The 23,008-nt window shown below is 64.0% G+C and carries 14 protein-coding genes and 1 tRNA gene; 7 read left to right on the forward strand and 8 right to left on the reverse strand.

What is annotated here, in order from left to right; genetic code table 11:
- The first annotated feature begins 147 nt into the window (after positions 1-147).
- From ACR652_RS17170 to ACR652_RS17190, 5 genes are all read left to right on the forward strand, one after another.
- Complete coding sequence (locus ACR652_RS17170; RefSeq protein WP_434507699.1) at positions 148-1,356, forward strand: acetyl-CoA C-acetyltransferase; 1,209 nt, start codon at positions 148-150, stop codon at positions 1,354-1,356.
- Between the two features lie 145 nt (positions 1,357-1,501).
- The gene (locus ACR652_RS17175) at positions 1,502-3,709 is read left to right on the forward strand and encodes a 3-hydroxyacyl-CoA dehydrogenase NAD-binding domain-containing protein (RefSeq protein WP_434507700.1); all 2,208 of its coding nucleotides are present in this window, start codon (positions 1,502-1,504) and stop codon (positions 3,707-3,709) included.
- Between the two features lie 223 nt (positions 3,710-3,932).
- Positions 3,933-4,757 (forward strand): prolipoprotein diacylglyceryl transferase, encoded by an 825-nt coding sequence (lgt, locus tag ACR652_RS17180; RefSeq protein ID WP_434507701.1) that lies wholly within the window; start codon positions 3,933-3,935, stop codon positions 4,755-4,757.
- Positions 4,754-5,836, forward strand: a complete 1,083-nt coding sequence (locus ACR652_RS17185; protein WP_434507702.1) for a class I SAM-dependent methyltransferase — start codon at positions 4,754-4,756, stop codon at positions 5,834-5,836. The genes lgt and ACR652_RS17185 overlap by 4 nt, the downstream gene beginning before the upstream one ends.
- 14 nt (positions 5,837-5,850) lie before the next feature.
- Positions 5,851-6,630, forward strand: coding sequence for a polyphenol oxidase family protein (locus ACR652_RS17190; protein ID WP_434507703.1), 780 nt, complete (start codon positions 5,851-5,853; stop codon positions 6,628-6,630).
- Positions 6,631-6,731: 101 nt separating this feature from the next.
- Here ACR652_RS17190 and ACR652_RS17195 read toward each other — a convergent pair whose 3' ends face one another.
- Entirely contained in the window at positions 6,732-7,763 is a 1,032-nt protein-coding gene (locus ACR652_RS17195; protein WP_434507704.1) for a TonB family protein, read from the reverse strand.
- A gap of 241 nt (positions 7,764-8,004) precedes the next feature.
- Here ACR652_RS17195 and ACR652_RS17200 point away from each other — a divergent pair, with 241 nt between their 5' ends.
- Positions 8,005-9,630, forward strand: a complete 1,626-nt coding sequence (locus ACR652_RS17200; protein WP_434507705.1) for a multicopper oxidase family protein — start codon at positions 8,005-8,007, stop codon at positions 9,628-9,630.
- Between the two features lie 47 nt (positions 9,631-9,677).
- On the opposite strand, the gene ACR652_RS17205 is transcribed toward ACR652_RS17200, so the two are convergent.
- From ACR652_RS17205 to ACR652_RS17215, 3 genes are all read right to left on the reverse strand, one after another.
- Complete coding sequence (locus ACR652_RS17205) at positions 9,678-10,595, reverse strand: Spy/CpxP family protein refolding chaperone (RefSeq protein ID WP_434507706.1); 918 nt, start codon at positions 10,593-10,595, stop codon at positions 9,678-9,680.
- A gap of 146 nt (positions 10,596-10,741) precedes the next feature.
- The gene (gene mfd, locus ACR652_RS17210) at positions 10,742-14,299 is read right to left on the reverse strand and encodes a transcription-repair coupling factor (RefSeq protein ID WP_434507707.1); all 3,558 of its coding nucleotides are present in this window, start codon (positions 14,297-14,299) and stop codon (positions 10,742-10,744) included.
- Positions 14,296-14,601 carry a succinate dehydrogenase assembly factor 2 gene (locus tag ACR652_RS17215; protein WP_434507708.1) on the reverse strand — a complete coding sequence of 102 codons (306 nt, stop codon included), beginning with the start codon at positions 14,599-14,601 and terminating at the stop codon, positions 14,296-14,298. The genes mfd and ACR652_RS17215 overlap by 4 nt, the downstream gene beginning before the upstream one ends.
- Positions 14,602-14,788: 187 nt before the next feature.
- On the opposite strand from ACR652_RS17215, the gene ACR652_RS17220 reads away from it, so the two are divergent.
- Positions 14,789-14,865 (forward strand) — tRNA-Asp (locus ACR652_RS17220).
- Between the two features lie 395 nt (positions 14,866-15,260).
- Here the strand turns inward: ACR652_RS17220 and ACR652_RS17225 are convergent.
- The 4 genes from ACR652_RS17225 to ACR652_RS17240 form a co-directional block, all read right to left on the reverse strand.
- Positions 15,261-20,561: a hypothetical protein gene (locus ACR652_RS17225; protein WP_434507709.1), complete on the reverse strand. Its 5,301-nt coding sequence runs from the start codon at positions 20,559-20,561 to the stop codon at positions 15,261-15,263.
- A gap of 272 nt (positions 20,562-20,833) precedes the next feature.
- The gene (locus ACR652_RS17230) at positions 20,834-21,928 is read right to left on the reverse strand and encodes a tyrosine-type recombinase/integrase (RefSeq protein WP_434507710.1); all 1,095 of its coding nucleotides are present in this window, start codon (positions 21,926-21,928) and stop codon (positions 20,834-20,836) included.
- A gap of 241 nt (positions 21,929-22,169) precedes the next feature.
- On the reverse strand, positions 22,170-22,679 hold the full coding sequence (gene ssb, locus ACR652_RS17235; protein WP_434507711.1) for a single-stranded DNA-binding protein: 510 nt from the start codon (positions 22,677-22,679) through the stop codon (positions 22,170-22,172).
- 39 nt (positions 22,680-22,718) lie between these two features.
- On the reverse strand, positions 22,719-23,006 hold the full coding sequence (locus tag ACR652_RS17240) for a hypothetical protein (protein ID WP_434507712.1): 288 nt from the start codon (positions 23,004-23,006) through the stop codon (positions 22,719-22,721).
- Positions 23,007-23,008: the final 2 nt, after the last annotated feature.

The following is a 23,008-nucleotide window of genomic DNA, read 5'->3' on the forward strand; positions in this document are numbered from 1 at the left end:
CTCCCCGCCTTGCGGGGAGCGGGAGAAGCGTGGCGGTCCGTAGTGTCGATGAAGGCCCGCATCTCCACGCCTCTCCCCGCTTGCGGGGAGAGGCCGGGTGAGGGGCAAGGCCGCGAACACGAATGAAAATGACCGAGAGGAAACGTCATGCCCGAAGCCTTTATTTACGACGCCGTCCGGACGCCGCGCGGGCGCGGCAAGCCGGATGGTTCGCTGCATGAGGTCTCCTCGCTCAGCCTCGCCAACACCGCGCTGACGGCGATCAGGGCGCGCAACGGCCTCGCCGGACCTGAAGTCGACGACGTGATTCTGGGCTGCGTCGATCCGGTCGGCGAAGCGGGCGGCGACATTGCGCGCGCCTCCGCGATCGCCTCGGGCTTCTCGTACAGAGTGCCCGGCGTCCAGATCAACCGCTTCTGCGCCTCCGGTCTCGATTCGGTGAATTTCGCGGCCGCCGAGATCATGTCGGGGCAGCATGATCTGGCGATCGGCGGCGGCGTGGAATCGATGAGCCGCGTCGGCATCGGCGCCTCCGGCGGCGCCTGGCCCGTGGACCCGACCATCGCGATTCCCTCCTATTTCATGCCGCAGGGCGTCTCGGCCGATCTGATCGCGACGAAGTATGGTTTTTCGCGCGACGACGTCGACGCCTATGCGGTGGAGTCGCAAAAGCGCGCCGCCGCCGCCTGGGCCGAAGGCCGCTTCGCGCGATCCGTGGTTCCCGTCACAGATGTGAACGGGATCACGCTGCTCGACCGCGACGAGCACATGCGCCCCGACACCAACATGCAGTCGCTGGCGAGCCTGAAGCCCTCCTTCGCCTTCTTCGCGGAACAGGGCGGCTTCGACGCCGTGGCGATCCAGGCCTATCCGGCGATCGAGAAGCTGCATTACGTGCACCACGCCGGCAATTCCTCCGGCATCGTCGACGGCGCGGCGGCGGTGCTCGTCGGCTCCAGGGACGCCGGCGAGAAATTGGGGCTCAAGCCGAGGGCGCGCATTCGCGCTTTCGCCAATATCGGCTCGGAGCCGGCGATCATGCTGACCGGGCCGGTCGACGTGACCAAGAAAGTGCTGGCGCGCTCCGGCATGACGCTCGACGACATCGACATCTTCGAGGTCAACGAAGCCTTCGCGGCGGTCGTGCTGCGGTATTTGCAGGCGTTCGATCTCGACCCGGCGAAGGTGAACGTCAATGGCGGCGCCATCGCCATGGGCCATCCGCTCGGCGCGACTGGCGCGATGCTCGTCGGCACGGCGCTCGACGAACTGGAGCGCACGGGCAAATCGACCGCGCTGGTGACGCTCTGCATCGGCGCGGGCATGGGCACGGCGACGATTATCGAACGGGTGTAAGCAGCGCCCCCTCCCCAACCCTCTCGCGGGAGAGGGAGCAGATTGCGCCTTCATTGACGGCGCCGATCGTGAGCGTCCCCTCTCCGCGAAGCGGGGGAGGGACTAAGGAGGGGGGAAAAGGATTCTCCGCTTGGGAGCGAACCAAATGAACCTCGTCAACTTCCGCTTCGAGACCGGCGCCGATGGCGTCGCGCTCCTGACATGGGACATGCCCGACCGCTCGATGAACGTCATCACGCCCGAGGTGATGGACGAACTCGATCACGCCGTGGAAACCATCGTGGCCGATCCCGCCGTCAAGGGCTGTGTGATCGCCTCGGGCAAGAGCGCCTTCTCCGGCGGCGCCGATCTCTCCATGCTGCAAACCGGCGCGGCGGAATACGCCAGGGCGCGCAAGGAACAGGGCGAGGAAGCGGCCAACAGGCTGTTCTTCGAAAACTCGCGCAGGCTCTCGCTGCTCTATCGCAAGCTGGAGACCTGCGGCAAACCCTTCGCGGTCGCGCTTCACGGCGTCTGTCTCGGCGGCGCCTTCGAACTGGCGCTGGCCTGCCACTACCGCGTGATGGCCGACGACGAGAAGACCAAGGTCGGGCTGCCGGAAATCAAGGTCGGCCTCTTCCCCGGCGCCGGCGGCACGCAGCGGGTCTCGCGCATCATGCAGACCGGCGACGCGCTCCAGTTCCTGTTCCGCGGCGATCAGGTCAAACCGAAAGCGGCGCTCGGCGCGAAGCTCGTGCACGAGATCGCGCCCCGCGCGGAGATCGTCGAGCGCGCCCGCGCCTGGATCGCCAACGGCGGCAAGGCGCAGGCGCCCTGGGACGTGAAGGATTTCAAGAATCCGTCCGGCAAGGTGTTCTCGCCCGCCGGCATGATGGTGTGGCCGGCGGCCAACGCCATCTATCGTCGCGAAACCTACGACAATTATCCGGCGGCGAAGGCCATTCTGCATGCGGTCTATGAAGGGCTGCAATTGCCGATGGATCAGGCGCTGACCGTCGAGTCGCGCTGGTTCGCGCATATCCTGCGCTCGAAGGAGGCGGCGGCCATGATCCGCTCGCTGTTCCTCTCCAAGAACGAGCTGGACAAGGGCGCGCATCGGCCGAAGGATGTCCCGCCGACGAATCTCAAAAAGATCGGCGTGCTCGGCGCCGGCTTCATGGGCGCCGGCGTCGGCTATGTCAGCGCGCTCAATGGAATCGAGGTGGTGCTGATCGACCGCGATCAGGAGAGCGCCGACCGGGGCAAGGCGACCATCGACGGGCTGATCTCCGGCTCTGTCGCCAAGGGGCGCGCGACGCCGGCCGACAAGGAGGCGCTGCTGGCGCGCGTGACGGCGACCGCCGATTACGCCGCGCTCGCCGGCTGTGATCTCGTGCTCGAAGCCGTCTTCGAGGACCGCGCCGTGAAGGCCGAAGCCACGAAGCGCGCGCAGGCGGTGGTGGGCGCCGACGTGATCTTCGCCTCCAACACCTCGACCCTGCCGATCAGCTCGCTCGCGGAAACCTCGCTCGCGCCCGAAAACTTCATCGGCATCCACTTCTTCTCGCCGGTCGAGAAGATGCTGCTCGTCGAAGTGATCATGGGCGAGAAGACGGGCGACCGGGCGCTGGCGACGGCGCTGGATTTCATCCGCATCATCAAGAAGACGCCCATCGTCGTCAACGACACGCGCGGCTTCTACGCCAATCGCTGCGTGCTGAATTACGTGCGCGAAGGCCAGATCATGCTGACCGAAGGCGTGCCGGCGGCGATGATCGAGAATGTCGCGCGCATGGCCGGCATGCCGGTCGGGCCGCTCTCGCTCAATGATGAAGTCGCGCTCGATCTCGGCTGGAAGATCCTCAACGCCACCAAGAAGGACCTCGGCGAACAGGCCATCGATCCGCGCCAGGAACGCGTGCTGCGCTTCATGGTGGAGGAGAACGGGCGCTTCGGCCGCAAGAACGGCAAGGGCTTCTACGACTATCACGCCGACCGCACCAAGAGCCTGTGGCCCGGCCTCTCCGCCCTCGCGGAAACGAAGCTCGACCCCGATACGATCGACGTCGCCGAGCTGAAGCAGCGCTTCCTCGTGGCGCAGGCGGTGGAGGCGGCGCGCACGCTCGCCGAGGGCGTCGTCACCGATCCGCGCGAAGCGGATGTGGGGTCGATTCTCGGCTTCGGCTTCGCGCCCTTCACCGGCGGCACGCTGAGCTATATCGACGGCATGGGCGCGAAGGCGTTCGTGGCGCTATGCGACGCGCTCGCCGCGAAACACGGCCCCCGCTTCTCGCCGCCGCAACTCCTGCGCGACATGGCGGCCAAGGGAGAAACCTTCTACGGCCGCTTTCTGCCGCAGAAAAAGGCGGCCTGACACGGCGCGGGCGCTGACCCGCGCCAGATCCTCGCGTATGGGCGGACGGCGCGCCGTCCGCCCGGCGTGAGCGCCGCGTCCCGCTTTCGCCCTTCTTTCGCCTTGCGCGACCCCTTGATTATAAACGGGGCCTGCGCCCGAAGGGGGCATGACATCGCCTCTCCCCGCCGCTAAAAGGTTAACGCGGCGCGGGGCTGAGTCGCGCGCCCCCCGGACCCCTTTGATGCCCTTTTTTGTTCTGCCCTTCCCCATCGTCGATCCGGTCGCGGTCCATCTCGGCCCGTTTCCGATCCGCTGGTACGCGCTCGCCTATATCGGCGGCTTCATTTGCGCCTGGCTGGGCATGCGGGCGCTCGTCGGGGCCAGCGCCCTGTGGCGGCGCGACCAGCTCCGGCCGAGCGCCGAGGGCGTCGACGATCTGATCGTCTACGCGGCCTTCGGGGTCATCATCGGCGGGCGGCTCGGCCATGTGCTGATCTACGATCCCGGCCATTATCTCGCCCATCCGCTCGAAATCTTCGAGACATGGAAAGGCGGCATGGCCTTTCACGGCGGGCTCATCGGCGCGATTGTCGGCATGGCGCTCTTCGCCCGCAAACATGCGACGCCGATCTTCACGGTCTCGGATCTCTGCGCCGCCGTCACGCCCATCGGGCTTTTCTTCGGACGGCTGGCAAATTTCATTCGACCTGAAATGTGGGGCCGCGAAACGGACGTCCCCTGGGCCATGGTGTTCCCGCCCGCCGGAGACGCCCCGCGCCATCCCAGCCAGCTCTACGAGGCGGGGCTCGAGGGAGTGGCGTTGTTCGTGGCGCTCATGCTGGTCGTGCGCGCGGGCGGGCTGAAGCGTCCCGGCCTCGTCACCGGCCTGTTCGGCGTCGGCTACGGGCTCGCCCGCATCTTCTGCGAATTCTTCCGTGAGCCGGACCCAGCGCAGGAGGCCCTGTCCAATGGACTGACAATGGGCATGGCGCTGTCCCTGCCGCTCATTCTGATCGGAGGCGCCCTGATGATCCTCTCGCTGCGCCGCAGGAGCGCGCCCGCATGAATGCGCTGAAACAGGAAATCGCAACGATGATCGCCCATGAGGGGCCGATCACGCTCGAACGCTACATGGGCCTCTGCCTCGCGCATCCGCGCTATGGCTATTACATGACGCGCGATCCCTTCGGGGCCGGCGGCGATTTCATCACCGCGCCGGAGATCAGCCAGATGTTCGGCGAGCTTCTCGGCGTCTGGGCGAGCGAGGCCTGGCGCCTCGCGGGCGCGCCGGTCCCCGCGCGGCTCGTCGAGCTCGGCCCCGGACGCGGCACGCTGATGTCCGACGTGCTGCGCGTCGCCCGCATCTCGCCGGCCTTCCTCGACGCCGTCACCGTGCATCTCGTGGAGACCTCGCCGGTCCTGCGCCGCATTCAGGAGCAGACGCTCGCGCGCGCGCCAAAAATGGTGAGCTGGGCCAGCGACGTCAACGAGACGCCCCCGGGGCCGGCGATTCTGCTGGCCAATGAATTTTTCGACGCCCTGCCGGTGCGCCACTATGTCCGCACCCTCTCCGGCTGGCGCGAGCGCCTCGTCGGGCTCAACGCTTCGGGCGGCCTGGTCTTCGGGCTGTCCGACGAGATCGAGCCGTCGCTGATCGCGCCGGCGCGCGAGGGCTCGATCATCGAGGTGAGCCCCATGAGCCAGCGCATCATGAGCGACATCGCCGCGCGCCTCGTGCGCGAGGGCGGCGCGATGCTCGTGATCGACTACGGCTATCTCGAAACCTCGCTGGGCGACAGCCTTCAGGCGGTCTCCAAACACGCCTATGTCGATCCGCTCGCGGAGCCGGGCGAAGCCGATCTGACCGCCCATGTGGATTTCGCGGCGCTGGCGCGCGCCGCCCACGCGCAGGGCGCGAGGGTGATGGGGCCGGTGACGCAGGCGCAGTTCCTGATGCAGCTCGGCATCGAGCGGCGCGCCCAGGCGTTGATGAAGAAGGCCAACCCGGAGCAGGCGCAGGCGATCGTCGACGCGTTCGACCGGCTGACCGGCGCGAAGGACCCGCGCCGTCACATGGGCGGCCTGTTCAAGGTGATGGCGGTGACCCATCCGGACATGCCCGACATGCCGGGCTTCATCGTCTGAGTGAGGACAAGCGCATGTCACATCCGCCCGCGCTGACCGCCGGGAACCTCGACCTGCCCGGCGTGCGCCACGCCTTCTTCACACGCGAGGGCGGCGTTTCGGAGGGCGTTTACGGCTCGCTCAACGGCGGCGTCGGATCGAAGGACGCGCCCGCGCGCGTCGCCGAGAATCGCGCGCGCATGGCCGCGCGGGTGGGCGTCGCGCCCGAACGCCTGCTAGTGCCGTTCCAGATTCACTCAGCCGACGCCTTGACCGTTGCGGAGCCATGGGCTCCCGAGGCGCGGCCGCGCTGCGACGGCCTCGTCACTGGCGCGGCGGGGCTCGCGCTCGGCGTCACCGGCGCGGATTGCGGCATGCTGCTCTTCGCCGACGCGCGGGCGGGCGTGGTCGGAGCCTGTCACGCGGGCTGGAAGGGCGCCTTTGGCGGCATGATCGAGGCGACCGTGGTCGCCATGGAGGCGCAGGGCGCGCGGCGCGGCGATCTTCACGCGGCGCTCGGCCCGGCCATCGGCGCGTCGAGCTATGAGGTCGGCCCGGAGTTTTCCGACCGGTTCCTGGAAACCGACCCCGGTTACGCGCGCTTCTTCGCGCCCTCGCCCCGCGCGGGCCACAGCATGTTCGATTTGCAGGGCTTCATCGCCATGCGGGTGGAGCGGCTCGACCTCGGGTCCTTCACGGCGCTGGGCGTCGACACCTACGCCGACGAGGCCCGCTGCTTCAGCTATCGCCGCAGCGTCCATCGCCGCGAGCCGGATTACGGACGGTTGGTGTCGGCGATCGCGCTGGAGGGGTGAGGCAGCAGCGAGTCGCGCCACAGGCGCCCCCTCACTGTCCCTCCCCCGCCAGAGGGTGTCCGTAAGGACGCCCGTCTGTTGACCGGCGGCGAGGGAGGTGGCTACTTCGTCGCGTAAGAGAACAGCATCGCCCGCGGCAGGCCGCGCGGCGGCGGCGGGAAGGGCGCGGCGGCGCGGACGGCCGCGAGCGCGGCGGCGTCGAGGTCCGGCAGGCCGCTGGTCTTGTAAACCGCCTGATGGGTCAGATTGCCCATCTCGTCGATGTAGAAGGCCACGACGCCCTTGGTCGACATCGGCAGTTCGCGCACGCGCGGCGGAATCCGCATGTGCGGCATGATCAGCCCGTAGAGGATCGTCAGATAGGTGGTCTTGGCCTGACCGCCGCCGACCGGCGACGTCTTCGGCGGCGCGGAGAAGACCGGCGCCGGCAGCGGCGCCATGGCCGCGACCATTTCGGCGATCGTCTTGCCCTCGCCCTTCCTGGCCGCTTTGCCGGGGTCCGGCGTCGGCTTCTCGACCGGCTTGGGCGTTTTTTCGGCCTGCTCGATCACCTCCGCGTCGGGCTTGTCCTCGATCTCCTTCATGGGCGCCGGCGCAGGCTTCTTGTCGCCGTCGGCGTCATCCTCGGCGTCCTTCAGGGCTTCGGGCTTCTCGTCCTTGGGAACGACCTTCTCCGTCGGCGTGTCCTTGCGCGGCGTCTTTGTCTCTTTCTGCTCCTCGGGCGCGTCCTGCTCGCTCTTGGCCTTGCTTTCGAGCTTGGGCGCGTCCGTCGCCGGCTCCTCCAGCTTGTCCGGCGGGGGCGGAGGCGGCGGCGGGGGCTTCTGCTTTTCCTGCTGCTGCTGCTCGGGCTCGGGCGGCGGCGGCTCTTCCTTCTTTTCTTCCTGCGGCGGCGGCGGCGGCTCGGTGATCACCTCGACCGGGATTTCCTCGACGGGCGCCGGCAGCGCCGTGTGCTTGTCCTCCCACAGCAGGAAGGCAAGGATCGAGAGATGCAGCAGCAGGCAGAGGATGAGAAAGGCGAGGAAGCGCGGCCGTGGCTTGACCGCGCCGCGAAAGCGCGGCTCGAAGAGGCGCTCCATCGCGACAGCCGCGACCGCTGCGCCACGCGGCTTCTGTCTGACCGTCTCGTTCATTCGCTGAGAGAACCCGTCTGAAGCCGGCGCCCGCTGACGCCACTCACAGGCATAAATCGTCCTGAGCTTTTGCCACAGGCGACGCCGACTTCGCAAATTTTATGAACCCTTTCGCGGCGCCGCCGCCCTTTCGCGCCGTCGCGCTGCCGCCTTATGCCGCAGGGGTTTCGGACCCGAAGGGTCTTATATTCGACATAACTAATAAATCGCGCGGATCGTCGCGCAAAAGGGAAGGTGTTGAATGCGCAAGATGTTCAGGGTGACGCGACGCGGCTTCCTGATGTCGGCCGCGGCCCTCGCCGCGCCGCGGATGGCCTTTGAAACAGCCGTGGCGAAGCCGGCGCGGGGGGCAAGCGAGAGCTTCAGTGCGGACGTCGATCTGGAGCTGGTCTGCCAGCGCGATCTCGCCCCCATCCTGCCGGGCAAGCCGACCCAGGTGTGGCGGTATACGGGCAATCTGCTCAAGGGCCCGGCCAATACGCTGACAACCCTGCCCGACAGCTATCTCGGGCCGCTCCTGCGGCTCGTGAAGGGACAGAAGGTCCGCATTCGCCTGCGCAATGATCTGCCCGAACAGACAATCACCCATTGGCACGGCCTGCATGTGCCGATGGAGGCCGATGGCCACCCGATGGCCGCGATCGAAACGGGCGAGACCTACGTCTATGAATTTGACGTCCGCAATCGCGCGAGCTTCAATTTCTATCATCCGCACACGCATGAGGCGACGGCGACGCAGGTCTATCACGGCCTCGCCGGCGGCCTGATCGTCGAGGACGAGGAAGAACGCGCGCTCGGCCTGCCTTCGGGCGCCTATGAAATTCCGCTCGTGATTCAGGATCGCTCTTTCGACGAGGCCAATCAGCTCGCCTATTGGGGCGGCATGCATCGCGACATGTTCGGCTTTTATGGCGAGCGCATTCTCGTCAACGGACGGCCCGACTACAGGCTCGACGTCGAAAGCCGCGCCTATCGCTTCCGCCTGCTGAACGGATCGAACGCGCGCATCTACAAGCTGACGTGGGACGACGGAACGCCGCTGACCGTGATCGGCGTCGACGGCGGCCTGCTGGAAAAGCCGGAGCGCCGCCCTTACGTCATGTTCGCGCCGGCCGAGCGCGTCGACCTCTGGGTCGATTTCAGCGGCCGTCCGGTGGGCTCGAAACTGGTGATGCGCAGCGGCGCCTTCGAGGGTCTCGTTCCGCCGATGGCGCAACGCATGATGGGCGGCGCGCTCTTCGTGGGCGACGACTATCCGCTGTTCACGGCGACCGTGACGCGCGCCGTGAGCGACAGTCCGAAACTGCCAGAGAAGCTCGCCACGATTCAGCACATCCGCATGGAGGACATCGCCAACCGCGACCGGCCGCGCCCGATCGCGCTCTCCATGGGCCACATGCAGGTCGCGCTCAACGGACGCACTTACGAGCATGACAATGTGATGGACATCGAGCGCATCCCCGTCGACACGGTGCAGCTCTTCGAAATCTACCATGCGCATGGCGGCGGCATGGGAGGGATGGGCGGCATGGGAATGGGCCGCGGCATGATGGGCGGCGGCATGATGGGCGGAATGGGCGGCGGAATGGGGATGATGGGCATGATGAACATGGCGCATCCCGTCCATCTGCACGGCCAGCCCTTCGAGATCCTGAGCCGGACCTATGAGGGCGACGACGCCGACGCCTATGCGACGATCCGGGACGGGTTGATCGACAGCGGGCTGAAGGACACGGTCCTCGTCACCCATGGCGAGACGATCCGCATCGCCAAGCCCTTCAACGATTTCAAGGGCCGCTTCATGTATCACTGCCACAACCTCGAACATGAGGACATGGGCATGATGCGGGAGTTTTCGGTGGAGTAAGGCAAGAGACTCCCTCTCCCCGCGTCGGGGGAGAGGGAAGTTACGCGTCAGTGCTGCATGCCGCCGCCCGAGCCGCCGTGGCTCATTCCGCCCATCATGCCGCCCATGCCGCCGCCCATCATGCCGCCGCCGCCCATGCCGCCGCCCATGCCGCCGCCGCCCATGGACATGCCGACCTTCATGACGGAGGTCATCGTTTCGCTGGCGATCTTCTTCTGGTCGTCGGAGAGCGCGGTGAAGAGCGGTTCGATCGCCGCCTTCTGCGCGCGCACGATGTCGAGATGGTCCGTCATGTGGTTTTCCATCTTTTCCAGCTTCTGGAGAACCGCCGGCTTGGAATTATCGGGGCGGTCGTCCATCGCGGCGCATTTGCTGCTGGCCTTCTGGGCCGCCGCGCGCCAGGCGTCGGCGAAATTGTTCCAGGGTGTGACCTGCTCGGCGGTGAGTTTCAGCTCGGCCTTCAGATAGGCGAGGCGGCCTTCGAGATGTTCGGTGAAGCCGCACATCATGTGGTGCATCATCCCGCCCATGCCGCCGCCATGGCCCGCGCCGCCGCCGGAGCCGCCATGGTTCATGCCGCCCATTCCACCCATCATGCCGCCCATCATGCCGCCGCCCATGCCGCCGCCGTGCGACATGCCGCCCGCGCCATGATCCATGCCGCCGCCCGCGCCGCCGCCGTCATGATGGCCGGCATGTTCGTCAGCCTTCGGCGTCTCGGTCTTCGGAGCCTCGGCGGCGGCGGCAGGGGCCGCCGATTGCGCCTTGCCGGGGTCGGCCCATTGCACCTGCCCTGTCGGCGCGGCGCCGTGGGCGGAATGGTCCATCCCGCTGTGATCCATCTTGCTGTGGTCCATGCCCGCATGGTCTTCCGCGCGCGCCGCGCCGACGCTCGCCGCAATGAGCAGGGCGGCCGCGCCGGCCGTCAGATATCCGCCGCGCAGGACTTTGATGTGCGTCGTCATGAAACCTCCCAAATGATTTTGTCCCGGAGCCGGCAAAGGCGCGCCTTTGCACCCGATCCGAGCCTGCGCGCTTGCCGCGCGGAGGACGATAACTTTGTCACAGATCAAACACGGAGGCGAGCCGGCGAATCGTCGCGCCGCAGCGTTCACGCGGCCCTGCTTTTTTCCGCGATGTCGACGAGCGCGCGCATGATGCGCCGCGTGCCGGCGAGCCGCTGCTTCATCGAGTCGAATTCACGGATGAACACGATGCGCATGTCCGGCCGCACCTTGGCCTGCGTTCCCTGCTCCGACACATAGCGCACGAGGCCCGCCGGATCGGCAAAATGATTGTCCCGGAAGGAGATGATGACGCCCTTCGGCCCGGCGTCGACCTTCTCGACATGGGCGCGGCGGCACATGGCCTTGATCGCGACGATCTCGAAGAGCTGCTCCACCTCGGGCGGGATCGGACCGAAGCGGTCGATCATCTCGGCGGCGAAGGCCTCGATGTCCTGATCCGTTTCGAGCGTCGACAGGCGCCGGTAAAGCTGCAGGCGCAAGGTGAGGTCGGGAACATAACCCTCCGGGATTGTGACCGGCGCGCCGATGGCGATGGTCGGCGACCACACATCTTCCTCGGGCTCCTCGACCCCGGCCTTCAGCATGGTGATCGCGTCGCTGAGCATCTGCTGATAGAGCTCGTAACCGACTTCCTTGATGTGGCCGGACTGTTCCTCGCCGAGCAGATTGCCGGCGCCGCGAATGTCGAGATCGTGGCTGGCGAGCTGGAAGCCGGCGCCGAGCGTGTCGAGCGTCTGCAACACTTCTAGGCGCTTTTGCGCCTGCGGCGTGATGGTGCGGTTCGCGGGCGTGGTGAACAGCGCATAGGCGCGCGTCTTCGAGCGCCCGACGCGGCCGCGCAACTGATAGAGCTGCGCGAGGCCGAACATGTCCGCGCGCCAGACGATGAGCGTGTTGGCGGTGGGAATGTCGAGGCCGGATTCGATGATCGTCGTCGACAGCAGAATGTCGAACTTCCCGTCATAGAAGGCCGACATCTTGTCCTCGAGCTCGCTCGCCGCCATTTGCCCATGCGCGACGACGAATTTGGATTCGGGGAGATTTTCCCTCAGGAAGGCCGCCGCCTCCTCCAGGTCCTCGATGCGCGGGCAGACGAAGAACGCCTGACCGCCGCGATAGCGTTCGCGCAGCAGGGCCTCCCGCACGATCAGCGGATCGAAGGGCGAGATGAAGCTGCGGACCGCCAGACGATCGACCGGCGGCGTGGTGATGAGCGAGAGCTCGCGCACGCCGGTCATGGCGAGTTGCAGCGTGCGCGGGATCGGCGTCGCGGAAAGCGTCAGCACATGGACTTCGGCGCGCAGCTCCTTGAGCCGCTCCTTGTGGCCGACGCCGAAATGCTGCTCCTCGTCGATGATGACGAGGCCGAGATCGCTGAAGCTGACCCCCTTGCCGAGAACGGCGTGCGTGCCGATGAGGATTTCCACCTTGCCCTCGGCCAGCTCCTTCTTGGTCTCGCGCGCCTCCGCCGTTCCGACCATGCGCGACAAACGCCCGATCTTCACCGGGAGCCCCGCGAACCGCTCGCAGAAATTCCTGTAATGCTGGCGCGCGAGCAGCGTCGTCGGCGCGACGACAGCGACCTGCCTGCCATTGATCGCCGCCGTGAAGGCGGCGCGCAGGGCGACCTCCGTCTTTCCGAAGCCGACATCGCCGCAGACGAGCCGGTCCATCGGCCGCCCCGCCGCGAGATCGTCGAGCACGGCCTCGATCGCCGCGAGCTGATCCTCGGTCTCGTCATAGGGAAAGCGCGCGCAGAACTCGTCGTAGAGCCCCTCGGGCGGGATGAGTTTCGGCGCCTGCCGCAACTGGCGCTGGGCCGCGATGGCGATGAGGCCCTTGGCCATCTCGCGGATGCGGTTCTTCATCCGCGCCTTGCGCGTCTGCCAGCCGGCGCCGCCGAGCCTGTCGAGCTGCGCCTCGGCGTCCTCGCCGCCATAGCGGGTCAAAAGCTCGATGTTTTCGACCGGCAGATACAGCTTGTCGCCGCCGGCGTAATGCAGTTCGAGGCAATCATGCGGCGCGCCCGCGGCGGTGATCGTCTCGAGGCCCACGAAACGGCCGATGCCGTGATCGACATGCACGACGAGATCGCCCGCGGTGAGCGCCGCGACTTCGCCAAGCAGATTTTCGGTGGGCTTGCGCTTGCGGCGGCGGCGCACGAGGCGGTCGCCGAGAATGTCCTGTTCGCCGAGCAGCGCATAAGCTTCGGTCTCGAACCCATGCTCGACGCCGAGCACCGCGAGCGCGAGCCCGCCGATGGTCTTCTCCCTGCCCTGCGCCAGCGCCGCCGTGAGCGAACCGACAAGGCTCAGATCCGTGAGGCCGTGCTCCTGCAGGACATGGCCCAGACGCTCGCAGGAGCCGTCGGACCAGCCGGCGACGACGACCGTCTTGCCGGCGGCGCGCAGCGCCTGCACATGATCCGCGGCCGCCTGGAAGACATTCACCTCCGGCTCGTTGCGCTCGGGCGCGAAATCCCGGCCGGGCTCGACGCCGCAGTCGATGGCGTCGTCGCGCTGCGACGCAAAGGGCGTGAACTGCGCATGGGCGCGGCCATCGAGCGCCCCGCGCCATTCGCTCGGGGTGAGGTAGAGTTCGCGCGGCTCCAGCGGCTTGTAGGAGGAATTGGCGGGGTCGAGGTCGTGCGACTCCTTTCGCGCGTCGTAATAGTCGGCGATCTGCTTGAGGCGCTCGCTGGCCGCATCCTCCAGGAGCGCGTCGAGCATGAGCGGCGCGTCGCCGAGATAATCGAACAGCGTGTCCATGCGCTCATAGAAGAGCGGCAGCCAATGCTCCATGCCATGATGGCGCCGGCCCTCGCTCACCGCCTCGTACAACGCGTCGCCGCGCGTCTGGCCGCCGAAGCGCGTGGCGTAATTCTGGCGGAAGCGGCGCATCGTGTCGCTTGTCAGCCGCAATTCGCTCATCGGCGTGAGGTCGAGCGCGCGCAATTGCCCGGTGGCGCGCTGCGTCTCGGGATCGAAGCTGCGGATCGATTCGAGCGTGTCGCCGAAAAAGTCGAGGCGAATGGGCGCCGGCAAACCCGGCGGATAGAGGTCGATGAGGCCGCCGCGCTGGGCGTATTCGCCGGTCTCGCGCACGGTGGAGGCGCGCAGGAAGCCATTGGCCTCGAGCCAGCGGGCGAGTTCGTCGAGCTTGACCACATTGCCGGGCGCGGCGGAAAAGCTCTCGGCCGCGACCATCTTCCTGGGCGGGACGCGCTGGAGCAGGCAATCGGCCGTCGTGGTGACGACGCGGGGCCGCTCGGCCGAAGAGCTGGCGCGGGCGAGGCGCGACAACGCCGTCATGCGCCGGGCGACGACCTCGGCGTGGGGCGAGACGCGGTCGTAGGGCTGGCAGTCCCAGCCCGGGACGTCGAGGATTTCGACCTCGGGATTGGCGAAGCGCAGCGCCTCGCGAAAAGAGGCGGAGCGCGCCGAATCGCGGGCCACATGGACGAAGACCGCCGGGCGCCCCTCCGCTTCGCGGGCGAGCGCGCGGGCGAGATCGGCGCAGAGAAAGGCGTCGAAGCCGTCGGGCGCGCGAGCGAAGAGGAGCTTCCCGCCCCGCGCGAGACGCGCCCGCGCGCTCTCCAGCGCCACGGCCGCGCCCCTGGTCTTCGCTGCCGCCTTGCTCAATGGATCGGTCCGTCGTGGGTGTGGAAGGCGATGATGTCTCTAAGTAGGGCCGTATCCCGCTCCGGCGGAGGCGGCGCGCCGCCCGCGAGCCAGCTCAAGAGCTCGGCGTCGGGCAGTTCGAGCAGCGCCTCCATCTCGTCGAGCTCGGCCTCGCCGAGACTGTCGATCCTGGCGTCGACAAAGCCGCCCAGGAGAATATCGAGTTCGCGCATCCCTCGCCGCCAGGCGCGTATCCTGACGCGCCGGCGGCGGATGTCGCTTTCGCTCGGCGGGGGGCCGTCGGCCGGAATTTCTTGGGACATGGCGGAATCTTGGAGCAGAATCACGGCAGGGCGCCGCTCGATGGCCGGGCGTCGCGGATGGCGAAAAGGCTTAGCCCAGCGCGTCGGGAAAGAAAAGCGCGGGAAAAATCGACGGCAGGAGAGAAGCGCTTGACTTCCAAATCCAGCTGCCCTATCCCGCAGTCCTCGCGCGAACAACGCGCCGCGCGGGGGAGTAGCTCAGTTGGTTAGAGCGCCGGCCTGTCACGCCGGAGGTCGCGGGTTCGAGCCCCGTCTCTCTCGCCATAAAATCAATCCCTTACAGAACCGTTCCGAAAGCGGACCCGGCGAGTTTTCGGAATTTGTTCCGAAAATGTCCCTATTGATGCCTCCGGTCGGCCACTCCTTCCCCGAAAACGGGGTTCCTCGCAGCGTGATGCTCTCACTCGTCTAGGGCGTGCACCAACCGAGCCACAAACTTCCACTCCCGCATACGCCCGGCGCGAAAGCCGCCGTCAAATAGCGAGCATGGCGAGTGCACCTGCTCACGATCCCAACTTCGGCAATTCCCGCATCAGTGGTTTCCACAGCACGGTAACAAACTGAGGCCATTCGCAGGGTGCTTCAGGCCGCGTGCAGGGCTTCGTCCGAGCTGTGTGCCTGTCGATGCCGAAGAGAGGCGGCGCCAAGAAGATCTCCAATCAGGCAACCAAGCCCTGAACACGGCGGAACGCCTCATCTTGTTCGAGCGCCGCACTTCGCCGGTCTCCGAGGTCGATCAATCTGTCAAGGAGCTTTAACAATCCTCGTGCCCGATTAACTTCAAGGGGATAATTCGACTCGGCTAGTCGTTGAATCGTGGCGGCAAGCCGCGCGGGCAATAATGTCCCTACCCAGCTTCCTTTTGCGTATTCGACCGAGTCCAAAGCTGCGGTAGCCTGTTCGATAAACGCATCGATCGGATAAGACGCGGCCGCGCGTTCACATAAGGTCAGGAAGTTTTGCATGACGAATGTTGACCATCCAGTCGCTTTAACCAGCTTCGTCACGAGAGGAACGATGACGGCGATAGCGCTCCAGTCGCCATTGGCGAACCGTGCTGCGCCTGAACACTCAGCCTCGACATTCACAAACAGAAGCGCCTTGATGAGCCTTGGCATATCGTAGCCGTGGATTTCGCCCGCGCGATAACCGTTCCGCGCAAATGCTCTATCATCGATGACCCGTTGCACACAGGCGTCGAGAATTGGCAGCGCATTCTCGGGGATGTCTTTGGCATCGAGGACGTGACGAGTAACGATACTCTCGGCGAATTGCGCAAGGACACGCAACACTTCCTCGTCGTCCTGGGAGAATGGCTTGAAGAAATTGTCGCGCACCCATATCAAGTCAAAGAACGGCAAGGCGCGGGCAAGCATCGTGCCCAAGGTCCGATTCCATTCAAAAAGAGTAGTCTGTTTGTCTCGGCGCGCCTTCCTATCGTCCCACGGCGGCATCAATCGGTCAGCGGTCCAGTGCGCTAGATCGGCAAGAAGCGACTGGATTTTCGGGCGGTAGACATCTGACCGGCACCACTCTTCAAGCGGAAAGTGCGCGAAGCGCTTGGCCGCGTACTGACCATCGAAGGAGCGCTCGGGGTTGGTCCAATAGTCCTCCGCACGTCCGTTCCGCTTGCATACCCACGCAGGCGGCAGTGGCTCAAAACCCTCCTCGGCTTCGACACCGAGGGCATACAATGCCTTCACGAGAGCTGCTCCACGAGCATCTCGATCTGCTGTGTCGTCGCTCTCAAAGGTCTTCTCATTCCGGATCGGGTCGATGTAGTGCGCCAGGTCGAAGGCGAAATGCGCGGCAACCCACTTCACATGCGGGTCCGGGTCCATAAAGAGAGCCTGGAAAGCCATGATCTGCACATCCTCGTTCGGATGACTCGCAAGCTGGATCAGGCTGGCGGACGAGTCCGAACGGGGCGCGCCGCTCTTGCGGTCATGAAACAGCGCGGAAATGAGGTTGAACGAAGGATGCCATGGAATATTCGATCCATGGAAATCGCTGGGTTCCCGCATTTTCAGAACACGTTCCATTACGTTCCACGCCCATGACAGATCCGGTGAATCGCTTTCACCGAATCGGATAACGCAGGCGGCGATAGCCGAGACGCCGCTTTGGATCGCATGGGCACCGACATTGGCGCGCTCATTGAACAGGTCGTCGAGGTCGTGCTTTTTGGCGAAGGCGATGGCGCTTACCAACCTCCATCCCTCAGCAAGCTTACCCTCATTCAAGGAAGCAAGGGCCCAAGTGAGCACGCGCTGCTGGTTCAACGATTCAGCGGCCTTAGCGGCTCGTTCTTGGGTGGCCGCGGGCGGCGCATTCGGCGGTTCATAGCCGATGGCGATTTTATCGCCTTTTGTTTCATACCGTCGATAATTCTCTATATCTCCGAGCCCGGACCAGAGCTCGGCTTTTTCCTTCAAATCCCTCGTTTGTTCCGGGTATTCGCGTTCTTCTTCGAAAATATACGGAAGGTTTTCGGGAAACACTTCAAGCGCCTTCTTGAAACGATCGCGCAAGCTCTTGTCACTGCTGAGGGCAAAATGCATTGCCAGCTCGCGTACATCGTGTTTGCGGTATTCTCGACTCTCGAGGAATGCCTTTGCCTTGGCCTTCTCGCCTTTTAGTTGCGTGAGGAAGCCGAGCCCAAATAGGTCGTTGTCCTTCTGCGGCTCTTGGACGAGGCGAGCAAAATCATGATCCCAGAGGCGCTGGCATGTGACGATGGGCAGCGTGGTTTCCGAGACCTCGAATGTCTCGATGGCAAGGCGCAAGCAAAGCCCTAGCGAAGCATAACATTCGCTACCTTGGAGGATTTGCTTAATTACGTCGCTCGCGGAGCGACCTCGCTCGATTTCCTTGAACGCCCAATAAGCGAGCGAAAGATAGGCACACTGAAGCAACTCGGAGCCCAACATTCCAAGCCCCCAGCCAAAGACGTGCCAATCTCCCCAGAACTCCTGCCGGCCCCATGAAAATTCCAGCATGACGGGGATCGGCGTCCCGCGTTCGTGGCGGCCAAACTTATGGATTTGACGCCAGCCGGTGGTCGCATGGTTTGTAAGCTTGGTGATGAGGCGAAGTCCGACGCCGGGGCTCTTCGCAAGTAGGCTCGCGAAAGGTTCTTGCAGCGCTGACGGAGGGTGGAAGTAGTGGTTATGGGCTTCGAGGCCTATATCGTCCAATCGGAAATCGGAATGACTCCTCGGAAAGTGTAGCGACGACAGTGCCATATTTTGCTGACGCGTGCGTTTCTCCTCGGGGATCGCCCTGATCCTTTCGCGCCACTTAGCTTGTTCTGCGTCTTCGCGGCGGAGGCGGTCGTACGCATCCTGCGGTAACTCTTGTATAAGTTTTGCTTCGGCGACCTTTTCAACGGCTTCCGGCGCCACTTCCGCCATGATGGGCGTAAAGTCCATGAGATCGTCAAATGCGGACCGCAGCATCTGCTTGTTGCCAGCAGCGCGTTCATAAAGAGCGATAGCAAATTCAGAATAACCGCGGGCCGATCGGAGAATGAGGCTTCGCAATCCCGTGGCGAGATTGTTCTGCGCCTCTTGGCTGAGTACCTCCCATTTTCCGCGTGCTCGTGTATAGCCCGCGGCGTAAGCTTCGGCTTCAAGATCGATCAGCCACGCGCTGCATGTGGCCAGTATGTTTTTGGAACGTTCGATCTTGAGATCAGCGAAAACGTTTTGCCACACGCTAAATACTTCGAGCGCCTGCGGAATAAGACGTGCCGGTAGCGTCTGCTGGCGCGCGATGATCCAGTCAATCATACGCCCCCAAGCCACTCCGTCGGAAGGCCATCCAAGGAGGTCGGCCATGCGAACAGGGTCCATACCATCGATCTTAATGGCCGTTTGCATGATGATGGGACTTGGCACGGTATGCTGTGCCTGAAACCAAACCAGCAATTTATCGCATAGCGCGAAGTCGTTTGCCTCGACTAGTTGCGTGAATTCGTCAATGCCATTCTTAAACGCGTTCGTAAATGGCGGCGCTGTGAGCCACTCGCGCCGCCATTGGGAACGAAGAGCAGAGCTCTCAAGCTTGGCGTAACCGTCTGTCCATCGCCCCGTTTCGGTAAGCGCGTCTTGCGCGAGCAAACCCACCACGCGACCGAGCAAAGGCGGCTCGCCTGCGGCGGCAAGCGCTGAAAGCCATCCATCCCCCAGGTCGATAAGCAGGCGGAAGAAAACCCACTCAAAGAATATGTCATGCGTAAAGGACACTATCGCGCCGCCGCGCTCGGCGCGCAGAATGTGGTCGACCTGAAGAGCAACCAGATGTTCGACGGTCTCCGGCTTGAGATCTCGCACAAAGATTCCCTTGCCAAGATTGCGTACGCCCTGTTCGGCGAGATCGACGAGTGCGCGCTGACGTTGCGGCACCGTGTCTGGCAACGCGTCATGCCCGGCGCGCAACCACCACGCGTTGATCAAGTCGACTTCAGTTTGTGGCTCGGAGTCTTTCGGAAGAGCCTTGGCTAGAACTGCAGCAAAGAATGGGCGGCGGGCAATCTGCTTCACGGATGAGCTAGAACTGAAAAGAAGGCTGCGGAGGTTGGGCTTGGACTTGGCAAGGAGATCCGCCTCATCGTCGGAGAACTCCCTTACCGAAACGCTACCCATACCCATTTCGAAATAGAACGACTGGGGGAACCAAGCCCGGTAGGCTTCGAGACCTTGATCACGCGAGCTGGCGAGGACTTTCCAAGACTGAAGACTGGGGTCGGACTCAATGGCGCGGATCAGATCAGTGATGATGTGTTGTTGATCTGGCCGGATACGATCGATCCCATCGATGAATAGGATGGGCGTACCTGAAGCACCGATTTCAGCGAGAAGATCGGGCGCGTGGCTGTGTCGCAGACCGAGCGCTGTCGCAAACGTTGCCCAACTCGTTCCATGCAGTCGGTCGTTCTTAAGAAAGAGGATCGGTCCTGACTGCGCCGCGTTGGCAGCAAAGTGCTTCAACATCGCCGACTTGCCGCATCCTGGCAGCCCACCGATGGAAACAACGCGATGCTTCTGGAGCACCTTGGCGACTTCCGCTTGCAAATCGTCCCGCGCTACATGAAAATCATCCACGGTTTCGGAAACTTCGTTTAGCGCATCAAGCGACTCGGCGTTCAACCGATTGATGCAATCACTGAATTTCGGTGCCACTTTAAGACGCACCGAGCCTTGGAGTTGGGCGAGCAAGGATAAACGCGTCCATTTGGCTGCGTTCGCCGCGCCTTCGCGCACAATGCGGCAGAGGCGGTCAAAAAGGAGGATGTCCTGACCATCCACATTATCCGCAACAAGCTCTTGCAGGCGATTGACGATCTCGGCTCGAAGTGCCCCGCCTTCTTCCAGACCCGCCAGATGAAGCGCGGCAAAACTCCGATAGAAGCTGACTTCCTCATCCAGATTTGCTGCGCCGGTAAGGGTTCGCAGCCCTTCTCGCAATTTTTTATCGTCAGCTCCCGCCGTGCCTGTCTGCGCGAAATATTGTCCGAAATCGTTGGGGTCAGGGCTCGCCTTCGCCTTGTTTATCAGCCGCGAAAGGCTTCGGAATGTGGTATCCGTGACATGCTCAACGACAAACCCACACGCATCCGAACCTTTAGCGAAATCGTGGGACCCCTGCGTCTTCACGGCGGCCGCGACGATTTCCTTGAATTGCTGGTCAGCACTGCTGATCGTTACGGAGCGTTTGACTTGGAGATCAAGCGACCTTTTTGTCCCTGCATCATCGAGCCCAACGATGACGTCATCCATCGGATGGCCGTAACCTTGACGTTGAACAGCGACGCTGGTGATGATTCCAGGCTGGCCAGCCGCGCGCTCATGCCGTAGCAGATGCGCTAGGTAATAGGCGACGACCGTGTCTTCGTACGTGAAACCCGCCCCGCCAGTCAATTCGGTGGAGGCTGGTTTCTGATCAAGTGTGTCGGTCAAGGCGTCCTGCCGGTGTCCTTTTGCAAAGGCTCTTCGAGAGCGCGAGCATGCAATGCCGGCCCTTATCTAGGCGGTATCTTGAACCGGGCAAGCGCTTCATTAGCCTCATTCTCGGACTATAAGCCGATCGGCCAGCCGGATGTAAGACCGAAATGGCTATGTCCGTTTTGGGTCAGAAGCAGTCCACCCGTGACCGTTTCGCCCACTCCCTAAGTGCCAAGGAAAGCTGAGAGGCTGGCATCCAATCTCCCGACTTTTTCCCTCAGCGTCGTTTATTTTCGGCCCTTCCGCCGCGCTTCGTCGGCCTTCCGCACAGTCTCAAGATCTACCGGCGTGTAGGTCTTTTGAAGAAAGGCATTTGTCGCAAAATCGTTGGCCAACTTGGTTCCGATCACCTCAGCCGACGCGCCGCCTCTCAATGCCTCGACCGCGCCCGATCGGCGGAAATCAGCCAGCGTGCGGCGTTCCGCTCCTCCGAAAACTATCGCCCGGACATCGCGGAAGTCATCCCCAAGCGTGTCCTTGCTATAGGGCGTGCCGGATCGATTACGAAAGATCGGGGCCGTCGGGGCGATCTCTACCCCCAGCGTGGCAAGATAGGCATCGAGGACACGTGTTGCGGGCCGAGAAAGTGTCGCCGCCGCTGCCCGACCTGTCTTTGCCCTCTCCAGGAGGAACGCGTCACCAGCCGCTTCGCGCACTCTTTGTGCTGGCGTCAGCCTGCGGGCGTCGACAGGAGACAGGGACGAATCCCACATCACCGCAATCAGCGAGGCGAGGCCTCGGTAGCCGGATCTCCATGCGCCCTTGACGAGAGCTCGAGCCTCCCGATCATTCCATACCTCCTGCCGGCGTCTCGGCTCCTTGTTGCGGACCCCTAGCGAAGGGTCAGCGTCCCGCTGGCAATATCCCTGCGCGGCCGCAACGCGCCACAGCGCCCGCCAGATTTTCACACAGCGATGCGCTTCCCGAACGGATACTTCCCGCTCGATCTTCAAGCGCCATAGGCTGATGAGTTCCAAGGTCACGGTTGCCGGCGCGGCCGATCCAAAAAAGGGGCGAATGCGCGACCATGCCCTATTCCATTCCTCCTGGGTACGATAGGCCTTATGCGCCCACTCCGGGGTGGCGCGGTAGCGGGCGAAGGCTTCCTCGAGCGAACCGCGGAGGCCGGAAGACTGCACGGGGGAATTGCCCTTTTTGAAGGCCTCCCACGCCTTATTCTGTTCTTGCGCTTTCCGCCAGGCATCCGGGCCGTCGGGCCCGCAAGCGACTGGCCCCAGCCCCGCTTCGCGCATTTCGCGTGTCGGCTCCCAATAGCCGAGGCCCTTCTTCACCCGGTAATAGGGGACCCTCAACTTGACCATACGAACTGTCCAAAAGTGACGCAGCTACTATGGAGGCATCCAACGCGTCACCCGGGGCCGCAACGAGCGCTGGAGCCGAGGCCGCTTCAGTCAAGACCGTGAATCCGGACGCGTCAACCCGGACCCCGGCGACCGGCAACCCTGCGGCGACCGCCGCACGGATCGCGCGCGTGATTTCAGCCTGGGTGAAAGGTGCTGGCCGATTTGCCATGGATTCCTCTGGTACCTGTCTCGCGGCCGCCTAAAAGGGAATGTCGTCATCGAGTTGGTCAGAGAGCCGCTGGGGCGCCGGCTTGTCGCCCATCGCCATCCGTGGGTCGTCATAGCGCCTGGGCTGCTGTGCCGATCCCCGCGACATCTCCAAACCATAGCTTCCCTCTTCGGGAGCGGGCCGTGCTCCCGCGGCGTCCAAAAGGCAGAGTTCGCCCCGAAACTGTTTCAATACAACTTCGGTTATCTTACGCGCATGCCCATCCCGATCGGTGTATTCTCTGGTGCATTGCATGCCTTCAACGTAAATCCGCGAGCCTTTCTTGAGATAGTTCTCAGCGACTTTCGCGAGGCCCTCATTGAAAAGGACCACATTGTGCCATTCCGTGCGCTGTTTGCGCTCTCCTGAAGCCTTGTCGATCCAGGTTTCGTCGGTGGCGATCGAGAAGCTCACGACATTCTGCCCGCCTTGAGTCGTGCGCACGTCCGGGTCTCGGCCCAGGCGGCCAACAAGGATGACTTTGTTTACACTGCCGGCCATTGACCCTACTCTCCTTGCTGTGACTGCTCCGACGAGGCGTCACACCGTTTCCTTTTCCAGCGCGCTGGCGAGCCGAACCTCAAGATCGCCGATTTGCCTCTCGATCGATGCGCGGCTCAAACGCAGCCTCTCGAGCTCGCGCATGTCGGCTTGGCGCTCTTTGCGGCGTGCGAGTGAAATCGCGTAGGCCAGATTGCTATGGACGGCCGAAGCTTCGTCGGGAGAGAGTGCGGTCACCAGCTGCTTCTTTCTTCCAGCGAGACTAGAGTCTATGCGCAGAAGCTCCACGTGTTTCCCGTTCGCAACGAATTCATAGATCGTGCTCATGC

It is taken from the genome of Methylocystis sp. (assembly GCF_051061225.1).
Lineage (GTDB): Bacteria > Pseudomonadota > Alphaproteobacteria > Rhizobiales > Beijerinckiaceae > Methylocystis.